Here is a 12536-nt window from a genome sequence, read left to right as displayed (position 1 = left end):
TATTTACTTTACCAATTGACATTTACCCACCAAATTTGGTATATTTAGAGGCGTAGGCAATGTCTTACTCTACTTATTTGATAACGAAGGGAATGTTATTGCATGAATGGTAAAGTAAAATGGTTTAACGCAGAAAAAGGATATGGTTTTATTGAGACTGAAGAAGGCGGAGACGTATTTGTACACTTTTCTGCGATTCAAACTGAAGGTTTCAAAACGTTAGAAGAAGGTCAATCCGTAGAATTCGATATCGTTGAAGGCGCGCGTGGACCACAAGCAGCTAACGTTATCAAATTATAATCATCCTTCGGCATTTGCCAACCTACATAGGTATTATTGATGGTTACACATTTGAATAATCAGCTAAGGCTCCGGAACACTCCGGAGCCTTTTTCTATAGTATGACTATTGTATGAATAGTTTACTTAGTTACTGAATAATAAGTTTCGGATATCTGTCACATTGTAAGCGATTGGATTAAGGTCAGATTGGTTAATGGAACACAAGGGCGGCATAATAGATGAACTATTTTCGACTATGTATTTATAGGTAGAAGAGAGTAGTTTTGAGGATTTTGCAAGCGTTTGACAGAACTCTATTTATATTTGTAAGACTAAAATATAAAGTCAGACGCGGGTACTCTGACGGCTAGATTTGACAATAGATTGTCACTGCTAATTTGCACCAGTATCCTTTTTACATGCCGTTAACATCTATGTTATAATTCCCTAAAGGAGGAGTGCCTTATGAACTTTGTTATACGTGGTCAACAAATCGATGTTACAGATGCTATGAAAGATTATGTGGACAAAAAGTTAGGCAGACTTGAAAGATATTTTGATTCACCTCCCGTTTCTGACGGAACGGTTACACTTAGTGTCAATCGTGGACAGCACACAGTAGAGGTTACAATCCCTCTCCCTGGACTTATTTTACGTGCAGAAGATCGCAGTGAAGATATGTATTCTTCGATCGACTCTGTAGTAGATAAGCTGGAACGTCAGATTCGCAAACATAAAACTAAATTAAATCGTAAATTCCGCCAAGAGGGAAGCTTGAAATCCTTCTTCGTAGAAGATCCTACGGCTGCTGCACTTGCTGTTGCTGAGGATGCGGATATTGAAAATGAATTAGATGAATTGGAAGTTGTACGTAATAAACGCTTCCTCCTAAAACCGATGGATGTAGAAGAAGCGATCTTGCAAATGAATATGATTGGACATACATTCTTTGTATTCTCCAACGTAGACACTCAAGAAGTAAACGTTGTTTATCGTCGCGACGATGGTAAATACGGATTGATTGAACAAGAATAAGTGATTATTGATATACAACCAGAGCCTTATCCTTCGGGATAGGCTCTTTTTACGTGCAAAAATTGTACAACCCGCTCTACAGTGCGGTATAATAAGACTTGAACGATTTAAGAAACATTTTGTATTCTTTTGCGTAATAATGTAGAAGAGTTCTCAAAAAATGATGACGAACATCATATGGATATAGTCAGGCACGGGATATAGTGATCTTGTGTCCTATTGAAATTTTATCATATACCAAAAATGTATAGGAAATGCGCTGTTTTGTTGCGGCTTTTCCCTGAAACTGGTACAATTTATTGCAACTGAGGTTATTGAATAATCCCCCATAAGCGTTACGGTAATTGCATTATTCAATAATCTATCTCTGTTTTGCGCGAAAGGGGTAAACCATGCTAGGACTTGTGAAGAAAATTTTTGGCGATACCAATGAACGTGATGTTAAACGTCTATTGAAAACCGTCGAGATCATTAATAAAATGGAACCGGAATTTGAGGCATTGTCTCATGAGGAAGTACAAGCCAAAACGGCTGAATTCCGCGAACGTCTGGAAAAAGGAGAAACACTGGATCAACTATTGCCAGAAGCATTCTGTACTGTACGTGAAGCTTCCAAACGTGTGCTAGGCATGCGTCATTTTGACGTACAATTGATCGGTGGTGTCGCTCTGCATGAAGGAAGAATCGCAGAGATGAAAACAGGTGAAGGTAAAACACTTGTAGGAACACTTCCTGTATATCTAAATGCACTTGCTAGTAAAGGTGTGCATGTCGTTACAGTTAATGATTATTTGGCTCAACGTGATAGTCTACAAATGGGTCGCATTTATAACTTCTTAGGCATGACTGTAGGGGTTAACCTGAACGGTATGCAACATGACGAGAAGCAAGCGGCTTATGCTTGTGATATCACTTATGGTACAAATAATGAATTTGGATTTGATTACTTGCGTGACAATATGGTGTTGTACAAAGAACAAATGGTACAACGTCCATTGTACTTCTGTATTATTGATGAAGTGGATTCGATCTTGATCGATGAAGCACGTACACCACTTATTATTTCAGGGCAAGCACAGAAATCAACTGAATTGTATTTTGCAGCAGACCGCTTTGTAAAAACATTGAAAATGGAAGAAGATTTCAATGTCGATATCAAAGTAAAATCTGTAGCATTAACTGAAAAAGGTGTTGAAAAAGCGGAGAATTTCTTCGGCTTAGAAAACCTATATGACAACAAAAATGTAACGATCAATCACCATGTAGTACAAGCGCTAAAAGCAAACACAATCATGCGTCGTGACGTGGATTATGTTGTGGCTGATGGCGAAGTATTGATTGTAGATGAATTTACAGGTCGCTTAATGGCGGGTCGTCGTTATAGCGATGGTCTACACCAAGCGATCGAATCGAAAGAATCTTTGAAAGTACAAAACGAAAGTATGACACTGGCAACAATCACGTTCCAGAACTACTTCCGTATGTACAAAAAGCTTGCAGGTATGACAGGTACAGCGAAAACAGAAGAAGAAGAATTCAAAAAGATCTACGGTCTAGAAGTACTTCAAGTACCGACTAACCGTGTGAATCAACGTGAAGACTTTGCTGATGTTGTCTATAAGAGCGAAGAAAGTAAATTCCGCGCTGTTGTTGACGAAATCGTTGTACGTCATGAGAAAAACCAACCGATTCTTGTCGGTACAGTATCGATTGAGAACTCTGAACGTCTTTCTGAAATGCTAAAACGTAAAGGTATTAAGCATCAGGTTCTCAATGCAAAATACCATGCAGAAGAAGCAGAAATTATTGCACGCTCCGGTCAACCAGGTACAGTAACGATCGCTACTAACATGGCTGGACGTGGTACAGATATTTTACTTGGTGAAGGTGTAAAAGACACAGGCGGCTTGCATATTATCGGTACAGAGCGTCATGAATCTCGCCGTATCGATAATCAGCTTCGTGGTCGTGCCGGTCGTCAAGGAGATCCAGGCTCTACCCAGTTCTATCTTTCTCTAGGTGATGAACTAATGAAACGCTTTGGTGCAGATAATGTCATGAATATGATGGAAAAATTGGGCTTTGAAGAAGACCAACCGATTGAAAGTCGTATGATTACACGTGCTGTAGAATCTGCTCAAAAACGTGTTGAAGGTAGTAACTTTGATATGCGTAAAATCGTATTGCAATATGATGATGTGATGAACAAACAACGTGAAATCATTTATAAGCAACGTCGTGAAGTATTGGAATCTGATAATATTCGTGAAGTTGTATTGCAAATGATCAAACCTTGTATTGAACGCATCGTAGAAGTACATTGTAATGACGATATCCCTGAGAACTGGGAACTTCAAGCGATTGCAGATTATGTGAACAATAACTTCTTGCAAGAAGGTACAATCACAGAACAAGAACTACATGAGCAAGAAAAAGAAGAGATGGTTAACTATCTGTTCGAACGTGTAGAACTACGCTACTTGCAACGTGAAAAAGAAATTGGCGAAGAAATGGTTCGCGAATTTGAAAAAGTCGTTGTTCTTCGTGCAGTTGACCGTAAATGGATGGATCATATTGATGCGATGGAACAATTGCGTCAAGGTATTCATCTTCGTGCTTACGGCGGTACAGATCCTTTGCGTGAGTACCAATTTGAAGGATTCGAAATGTTTAACCAAATGATCGCTGAAATTCAAGAAGAAGTAGCTACTTATGTTATGAGAGCACAAATTGCAAGTAACCAGGAACGCGAAGCGGTTGTGGATGAAAGCAAAATGAGCACAAGTGGTGGCGAAACGGCTGAAAAACGTCCGTCTCGTGAAGAACGTCGTCGTAGACGTAAATAATAAATCAATCGTCTGAAATGAATATAGATTGTTGTATCCCAAGAGACACTCACCATTATCGTGGGTGTCTCTTGTTGGATCAATCATCTTGTATACGGTATAACAGTTATATATGTATGCATTATTAAAGTGACCAAAAGAATGTTAAAGATTTTTGCTAAGCAAAATATCTATTTATTATGAAGAGGTGAGCGTACCAATGATCGATCCTAGTATAAAACATGATTTACGCGAAATGGCTACCAAATTATCTAACCTTAGGGGGTCTCTTTGACTTAGACCTCAAGCGTGAATTGATTGCTAACTTTGAAGAGAAGATGTCTGCACCAGGATTCTGGGATGACAATGAATCAGCTCAAGAAGTCATTTCTGAAATGAATGCTGTTAAAGGTGCTGTAGATGATTATCTAGAACTTCAACAAGAGCATGATGATGCAAGTCTTATGGCTGAGTTAGCAGACGAAGAAGATGATGAGTCGCTAGCAAAAGAAGTAACAGAAAGTGTGAAAAAGCTTGTTCGCAAAATCGAAGCTTTTGAATTACAGTTACTATTAGATGAACCGTATGATAGCTTAAATGCTATTTTGGAACTTCATCCGGGTGCAGGTGGAACCGAGTCGCAAGACTGGGGCGAGATGTTGCTTCGGATGTATAAACGTTGGGCAGAGAAAAGTGGCTTCAAAGTAGAAGTGATGGATTATCTAGCTGGTGATGAAGCAGGGATCAAAAGTGTTACGTTGCTGATCAAAGGGCATAATGCTTATGGTTACCTCAAAGCTGAAAAAGGAGTACATCGTCTTGTACGGATTTCTCCTTTTGATTCTTCAGGCCGTCGTCATACTTCGTTTGTCTCCTGTGATGTTGTGCCAGAGATTACGAATGATTCTACGATTGAAATTCGCACCGAAGATTTGAAAATTGATACGTACCGCGCTAGTGGCGCCGGTGGTCAGCATATCAATACAACCGATTCTGCGGTTCGGATTACGCATTTACCTTCTGGTGTAGTAGTAACCTGTCAAAGTGAACGTTCACAGATCAAAAACCGTGAGCATGCGATGACGATGTTACGTTCCAAATTGGTAGAACGTAAAATTGAAGAAGAACGTAAGCAATTGGATGAGATTCGCGGAGAGCAATCGGATATTGCTTGGGGCAGTCAGATTCGTTCTTATGTATTCCATCCGTATAGTATGGTCAAAGATCACCGTACTTCTGTCGAAACAGGAAATATCGGTGCAGTCATGGATGGAGATTTAGATCCATTTATCGATGGCTATTTACGTAGTAAGCTCAAAATCGAAGTCGAATAATAATCAATTTTTTAAAGTCTGGTATGAGAGTTATCTTTCATATCAGGCTTTTTTTGTGCTTCGATAACAAGAAGAGGTCTATATCTAGCCTGTAGCAAGAGAAGCCTAACTCTATTTCATCCAAAAGATTGTTATAAAGCAAAACATCTCTGCTATACTACGGTGCTGTATGTTCTTTTCAAATAAATAGTGTTGCGTTAGAATAAGAAAGCTATGAGACTTTATGCAAAATAATGAGTACAGGAGAATATCAAAATGATCATGCAACCTCGTACAGGGCAACGCAGACGCAAGCCGCCAATGATTCCATTAACAGGACCTCTTCGTAACAGTTGGGATATTTTGTTGATCATCGTAGGCGCTTTTATTATGGCACTGACGTTTAACCTGTTTTTATTACCCAATCATATCGCTTCAGGAGGGGTCTCCGGGATATCAATTATTGTCAATCAACTACTCGGGATTGAACCGGCGTATATTCAGTGGTTACTTAATATTCCTTTATTTATTGCAGGCGTGATATTACTGGGTAGACAATATGGAATGCGTTCATTGATTGGGACGATTGTATTACCGCTATTTGTTTATCTGACAAGTAGTTTTCCTGTGCCTACGACTAACCCTTTATTAGCAGCATTGTATGGAGGAATTGGAGTAGGATTGGGACTTGGGATCGTTTTCCGCGGACGTGGTTCTACTGGTGGACTATCCATATTAGCGCAAATCATTCAAAAGTACACTGGATTCAGCATGTCTTTCTGTGTCATTTTGACAGACGGTAGTGTTATTGTATTCGCAGGGTTATTATTGAAGCCAGAGCAAGCATTGTATGCGTTAATCAGTCTGTATATTACCAGCAAAGTGATCGATGCTGTTGAGCTTGGATTCAGCAATTCCAAAGTTGCTTATATTATTACCAATGATATTGAACAAATGCAAACCGCGATTCTAAATGATCTGGATCGTGGATTAACAAAGCTTAACGGTGAAGGCGGGTATACAGGTGACGAACGAACTGTATTAATGGTCGTTATCGGGCAGAATGAAGCCAGTCGTCTCAAAACGATTGTACGTTCTGTTGATCCAGATGCTTTTGTTATTATCAGCAATGCTCAAGAAGTATTAGGTAAAGGATTCAAAATGACTGGATAAAATAAAAAAATCCTTTTCGCCATATCAGCTTAGAACTCATTAGGTAAGAGTTGAGCGCTGAGAAGCGAAGAGGATTTTTTTATAATGTATCGGGTCAGAGAAATACATCACAAAGGTGCTAGTTGCTATAGTTCTAATCATCTGTAATCTTATAAGCTAAAACTATTTTTGTAGTATGTATTAGTTAGCTTTTCTTTTCAAAAGATAAATGACGGTATAACCAATTGCTAAAATAGCTACACTGGCTAGACAAACAAGTACAAGCGGAATAGTAATAGTTCCAATTAATGAGTAACCGACAAGCAATCCGGTGAGAAAAGCAGAAATTAAATTAATTGCTATATTCCTCATCTATCCAATCCTTTCCCTTTATCAAGTATAGATCAATAGTAAAATGAAATGGTAAATAATGGTTTGTGGATATCGTAGCACGAAACAGATGCAAAATAAAGAGAATAGATGAGTAAGTTAAGCCGACTGATATAATTAGTAATATTAGTAAAAAGTAACGATTAAAAGTAAAAAAGACCTTTTCTGAAATTTAATCAGTTAAAGGTCTTTTATTCGTATATAATACAACTAAAACAGATAAGACGATGTATAGATGCATAAAAGGAATAAATTTATTCATAAAGTTGTATTTATATTAACATGGATGTATAATAATACACATCTTATTTATTCGGACTGAAATGGAAATTGTCGTTAGTAAAATGGAAAATTGCTTATACATGGATACAGTAGATTAATGATCTTATTTGAGTACAGGAGGAGTTCAGCTTGAATCCAACTAAACAAAGAGTAGCTATTGTAGGTTCCACCGGCTATGGCGGGGTGGAACTGATTCGTTTTTTACAGCATCATCCGCATGTCGAGATTACTTCGGTTATTTCTGCATCAAGCAGTGGAGCACCGATGTCAGATCAATTTCCCCATTTAGATAGCATTATTGATATGGAATTAGATGGAGTCGATGCAGTGGCAACGGCTGCCAAAGCAGATATTGTATTTACCGCTACCCCTTCAGGAGTGAGTAGCACTTTAGTTCCACAATACTTAGAAGCAGGCTTGAAAGTGATTGATTTATCCGGTGACTTTCGCCTCAAAGATAGCAGTACTTATGAGCAATGGTATAAGCACGATGCACCTGAAGCTAATTATTTGGCAGAAGCAGTGTATGGGTTATGTGAGCAAAAGGGTAATGATGTACAGGATCAGCGTTTAATCTCGAATCCAGGTTGTTATCCTACGGCTACGTTGCTCGGATTAATGCCTGGTGTCGAAGCAGGTTGGATTGATCATAGTTCGATTATTATCGATGCGAAGTCTGGTGTATCCGGTGCTGGACGCGGAACCAGTCTAACCAGTCATTATGCAGAAATGAATGAGAATTTTAAAGCGTATAAATTAAACAAACATCAACATATTCCAGAAATAGAACAAGTATTGTCCGGTGTAGCAGGTGAGCCTGTTGTTGTTACATTCAGTACACAGTTAGTGCCCATGACACGCGGTATTATGTCTACTATGTATACAACGATCAAAGGGCAACATAGCGAGCAAGATTGGATTGATCTTTATCGTGAGTATTACAGTGATCGCCCATTTGTACGTATTCGCAAACAAGGTAATTGGCCTTCGACTAAAGAAGTAGCAGGTTCTAATTATTGTGATATCGGATTTGCTGTAGATGAGCGTACAGGACGCATCACGATTGTGTCTGTTATTGATAATCTCGTCAAAGGCGCAGCAGGACAAGCGATCCAAAATTTAAATCGTATGATGGGCTGGGAAGAAACATTAGGTCTGAAAATGGTCCCTGTTTATCCATAACGCTTGGCAGTATAAGCACGACCACATTTTAATAAGAAAAAGATTTTTGCAAAGCAAAATATCTATTCCATGTATAGCATTTAGAGTAGTCATTGTCGATCAGGAAGTGAGAGGAGATATCATGGCAGATCAGGGATTCAAAGTAGTTGAGGGAGGTTCTATTGTAACTCCTCAAGGATTTCAGGTAGGTGGATTGCATTGTGGTCTCAAAAAAACAGAGCGTAACGATCTTGGGGTCATCGTCTGTGATGTACTGGCCAATGCAGCGGCAGTATATACAACGAATCTATTTCAAGCCGCACCGCTTCAAGTGACTCGTGAAAGTCTAGCACATGGCACATTGCGCGCAGTAGTAGCTAATAGTGGAAATGCAAATGCATGCACAGGCAAACAAGGTGAGCAAGATGCATACACGATGCGTGCTCAGACCGCGCAGTATCTAGGTGTAAAGGAACACGAAGTAGCTGTAGCTTCAACAGGTGTGATTGGTGAATTGCTCAAAATGGATCGTTTATCTGCTGGAATCACTCGCCTTCCTGCACATATCGGCAAAACAGAAGAACATGCAGAAGCATTTTGCCAATCGATTTTAACAACCGATTTGGTTAAAAAAGAAATCTGTGTATCTGTAATGGTAGATGGACAAGAAGTGCATATTGCTGGAGCAGCTAAAGGATCTGGAATGATTCATCCGAATATGGCGACGATGCTTGCTTTTATGACTACAGATGCTGTGATCTCTTCCAGTGCATTGCACCAATTATTAAGTCAAACGACAGATCAGACATTTAATATGATTACTGTAGATGGAGATACAAGTACCAATGATATGCTGGTAGCGATGGCAAGTGGATTTGTACAACATAACGAATTAACGCCGGAACATCCAGATTGGAATCATTTTGCTGCGGCTTTCCGTAAAGTCTGTGAATATCTAGCTCAAGCGATCGCACGTGATGGTGAAGGAGCAACCAAATTAGTAGAAGTGGTTGTAACTGGAGCGATCAGTGAATTATCGGCTAGAGCGATTGCTAAAACGGTAATTGGCTCAAGTCTGGTTAAATCAGCAATGTTTGGAGCAGATGCGAACTGGGGACGTGTTATAGCCGCTGTAGGGCGTGCAGGCGAACCTTTGAATGTAGAGACAGTAGATATTCGATTAGGCGATATCGTCGTGCTGACAGGCTCTAGACCGGTTACATTTGATGAAGAAGCAGCATTAGCTTATTTGCAAGGGGATAAAGTCGAAATCGTGGTTGATTTGCATTATGGTGAAGGACAAGCTGTAGCATGGGGCTGTGATTTGACGTATGACTATGTACGTATTAATGCCGCTTATCGCACATAACAATAGTATTGGATTATTCAAGTTCAAATAAAGGCTAGGTGATACAAACAATGAGCGGATCAACTACACGTACTTTTGTAATGAAGTGCGGAGGAAGTACACTTGCAGCATTACCTGATTCTTTTTTCACCGACTTGAATGAGATTCAGTTATCAGGTATCCAACCCGTTATCGTACATGGCGGTGGACCAGCAATCTCTGAAAATTTGAGCAAATTGGGTATTGAAACTGAATTTGTAGGTGGATTGCGTAAAACGACAGAAGAAGTATTAGATGTTGTAGAAATGGTACTATCAGGCAGTATCAACAAGCAGATTGTGCGACGTATCCAGAGTACAGGTGGCAAAGCGATCGGTATTTCCGGTGTAGATGGCTCATTGATCCAAGCCAAACCCGTAGCGAATTCTAGCGAAGTCGGGCTAGTCGGTGATGTAACCTATGTTGAAGCTTCTATTATTCAAGGAATTGTTGATCTAGGTTATATGCCGATCATTGCGCCTGTTGGAAGCGATGCTACAGGACAACGTTACAATATCAATGCAGATACTGCTGCCGGTGCGGTCGCTTCTTTTCTAGGTGTACCCCAAATGATAGTTGTTACCGACGTACCCGGAATTATGCGAACAATAGATGGCAACAAACAAGTATTGCCTCAAGTATCTATTCAAGATATCGAGGATATGATCGCTACCGGAGAAATCTACGGCGGCATGATCCCTAAAGTCAAAGCAGCTATCGCCTGCATTCACGGTGATGTCCAAGAAGTAATCATCGTAGACGGCACCGAACCCCAAGTACTCAGCCGTGTACTCAAAGGCGAAACCATAGGCACACGCATTGTACGTAAAAATTAAATCTACAATCAAGCTAAACCAACCATTACATCTATAGTTCAGATAGATGATAAACAGTATCTATTATTAAAAATTCCTGTTTATTTTGATTAGTATCTTAAAGATATTCAATCTCATACAAAGTATATGTAACCATATTATTATGTATCTGTGTATCTAACTTCAATAAATCTTGCAAAGACTAATTATATGTGCAAAAGTACGAATCCAGATTAGCGTATTTTAACTAATCAGCTTTTAAACTATTAAATCTATTTCATTAATCCAAAATTCAAGAACTAAATCTAAAAACTAAATTGAAGAACTTGAACTACCCTGCCACCCACCGGTAAATTCAAAAACGATCTTAAAATGAGGTTATATGCACAGAGTGGAAAAAATGGATTTGATTCTGAAAGAGCTACAAGCTTTCTTCAGAAAGCTGCTTCGTAAGCATTGACTTTAAGCTCGCCTTTGAGGTGGTATCCCTACCGCAAAGCGGAATCAAAAGGATACCACCTCAACAGCGACGACAAGAACAAATCCATTTTTGGAACGGTGTCCAGCATATCCCCCCATTTTCATTCGTTTTTCAAATCACACACTAATTATGAGGAGCGTGACCAGCATGGCTAATCCGATCAGCAGTCAATCTGCACAACCAACACAAAACGAGCAATCTGAAAGTTCTTTATTTCCGACGTATGCGCGTTATCCTATCGCTTTTGCTAAAGGAAAAGGCAGTTATCTATGGGATACCGATGGTAAGAAATATCTCGATTTCATGTGCGGAATTGCTGTGACGAATCTAGGTCATGCACCGGACGCTGTGATTGATAAACTCAAAAACCAGTTGGATCAACTGTGGCATACATCGAATCTGTTTCATATTCCGAATCAAGAGCAAGCTGCAAAATTAATTACCGATCATAGCTGTGGCGATGCAGTATTTTTCTGTAACAGTGGAGCAGAAGCGAATGAAGGGGCAATCAAGTTAGCTCGCAAATATCAACAAAAAGTCAAAGGTGAAGAACGCTACGAAATTATTACGTTCGGGCAATCATTTCACGGTCGTACGCTGGCTACATTGACAGCTACCGGACAAGATAAAGTCAAAGAAGGATTCCATCCATTGCCTGCTGGATTTGTGACTGTACCTTTACATGACCTGGATGCACTGAAGTCAGCTGTTAACGAACATACAGCAGCGATTATGATCGAAATGATTCAGGCTGAAGGTGGCGTCTATCCAGTAGAACCTGAATTTATGCAACATATTGTAGACCTGTGTAACGAGCATGGATTGCTACTCATTATTGATGAAGTACAGACAGGTATGGGACGTACAGGCAAAATGTTTGCCTATGAGCATTATGGAATCGAACCGGATATTTTCACATTAGCTAAAGGGCTAGGAAGTGGTTTCCCGATTGGCGCATTGGTCGGTAAAGCTTTTCTGAAAGAAGCTTTTGTCGCAGGCAGTCATGGCTCTACATTTGGAGGAACACCTCTAGCTACAGCCGCTGTTATCGCTACAATCGAAACGATGCAAGAACATAATGTGGTAGAACAAGCCGCTACAATGGGAACGTATTTACAACAACAATTACAAGAGAAGATCGGTCATCATCCATTTGTTAAAGATATTCGTGGGAAAGGATTATTGATCGGTATCGAATGTGATGGGCCTGTTGGAGAATTGGTTGTCGTTGGGCAAGAAAAAGGATTGTTGTTTATTACAGCAGGACCTAATGTGATTCGCCTGTTACCTAATCTATTGGTCACTAAAGAAGAAGTTGATCAAGCAGTCAATGGAATTAAAGAGATTATCGAAGCCTATGCGCCGATTGTAAATAGTCAGACCCAACTCAATGGTAAATAAACAGAAGGATGGA

At 39.6% G+C, this 12536-nt stretch carries 9 protein-coding genes; all 9 read left to right on the top strand.

Annotated features, from left to right (window positions below; all coding sequences use genetic code 11):
- Positions 1–102 precede the first annotated feature (102 nt).
- Positions 103–300 (top strand): cold shock domain-containing protein, encoded by a 198-nt coding sequence (locus QE450_RS16920; RefSeq protein WP_204827184.1) that lies wholly within the window; start codon positions 103–105, stop codon positions 298–300.
- 446 nt (positions 301–746) lie between these two features.
- Positions 747–1316: a ribosome hibernation-promoting factor, HPF/YfiA family gene (hpf, locus tag QE450_RS16915; RefSeq protein WP_204827185.1), complete on the top strand. Its 570-nt coding sequence runs from the start codon at positions 747–749 to the stop codon at positions 1314–1316.
- A 392-nt stretch (positions 1317–1708) separates the two neighbouring features.
- Positions 1709–4162, top strand: coding sequence for a preprotein translocase subunit SecA (gene secA / locus QE450_RS16910; RefSeq protein ID WP_273613733.1), 2454 nt, complete (start codon positions 1709–1711; stop codon positions 4160–4162).
- Between the two features lie 199 nt (positions 4163–4361).
- Positions 4362–5475, top strand: a protein-coding gene (prfB, locus tag QE450_RS16905; RefSeq protein WP_273613732.1) for a peptide chain release factor 2 whose coding sequence is annotated in 2 segments (ribosomal slippage) — positions 4362–4433 and positions 4435–5475 — 1113 coding nt in all. Because the reading frame shifts where the segments join, the coding sequence is not laid out codon by codon here.
- Positions 5476–5730: 255 nt separating this feature from the next.
- On the top strand, positions 5731–6627 hold the full coding sequence (locus tag QE450_RS16900; RefSeq protein WP_137225366.1) for a YitT family protein: 897 nt from the start codon (positions 5731–5733) through the stop codon (positions 6625–6627).
- A gap of 780 nt (positions 6628–7407) precedes the next feature.
- The gene (gene argC / locus QE450_RS16895; protein WP_307300754.1) at positions 7408–8460 is read left to right on the top strand and encodes an N-acetyl-gamma-glutamyl-phosphate reductase; all 1053 of its coding nucleotides are present in this window, start codon (positions 7408–7410) and stop codon (positions 8458–8460) included.
- 121 nt (positions 8461–8581) lie between these two features.
- Complete coding sequence (gene argJ / locus QE450_RS16890) at positions 8582–9808, top strand: bifunctional glutamate N-acetyltransferase/amino-acid acetyltransferase ArgJ (RefSeq protein ID WP_307300752.1); 1227 nt, start codon at positions 8582–8584, stop codon at positions 9806–9808.
- Between the two features lie 50 nt (positions 9809–9858).
- Entirely contained in the window at positions 9859–10662 is an 804-nt protein-coding gene (argB, locus tag QE450_RS16885; RefSeq protein WP_273613729.1) for an acetylglutamate kinase, read from the top strand.
- Between the two features lie 607 nt (positions 10663–11269).
- Complete coding sequence (locus QE450_RS16880) at positions 11270–12523, top strand: acetylornithine transaminase (RefSeq protein WP_307300749.1); 1254 nt, start codon at positions 11270–11272, stop codon at positions 12521–12523.
- Positions 12524–12536 lie beyond the last annotated feature (13 nt).

The organism is Paenibacillus sp. SORGH_AS_0306 (genome assembly GCF_030819345.1).
GTDB classification, from domain to species: Bacteria; Bacillota; Bacilli; order Paenibacillales; family Paenibacillaceae; genus Saccharibacillus; species Saccharibacillus kyungheensis.
Note: the sequence above shows the minus strand (reverse complement) of the source record. Positions and strands in the feature narration are given on the sequence as shown.